The organism is Shewanella sp. AS16, assembly GCF_021412365.1.
Taxonomy (GTDB): domain Bacteria; phylum Pseudomonadota; class Gammaproteobacteria; order Enterobacterales; family Shewanellaceae; genus Shewanella; species Shewanella salipaludis.
This window is the reverse complement of the sequence record NZ_JAKCLK010000426.1, coordinates 1-281: the sequence shown is the minus strand read 5'-3', so window position 1 is coordinate 281 and position 281 is coordinate 1. Positions and strand designations below refer to the sequence as shown.

Genomic DNA, 281 nt, shown 5'->3' with positions numbered 1-281 from the left:
TCTGTCCGCTACAAAACGGATGTATTGCCGCCGCCAACAATAGCTGGTCGCTTTATCCGGGCAAAAAACCGAAACAGACGCTGCCAGAGCGCACCGGCTACTTTTTGCTGTTACAGCACGAAGATGAAGTATTGCTGGCGCAGCGTCCGCCGAGCGGATTGTGGGGCGGTTTATACTGTTTCCCGCAGTTTGCCGATGAAGAAAGTTTGCGGCAGTGGCTGGCGCAACGACAGATTGCTGCCGATAACCTGACGCAGCTGACCGCGTTTCGGCATACCTTC

The 281-nt window shown here is 55.2% G+C and carries 1 protein-coding gene; it reads left to right on the top strand.

Annotated elements, in window-relative coordinates; translation table 11 throughout:
- Nucleotides 1-281 (top strand): NUDIX domain-containing protein (locus LZP73_RS20950; RefSeq protein ID WP_234236922.1); only part of this gene is annotated, 281 nt, incomplete at both ends.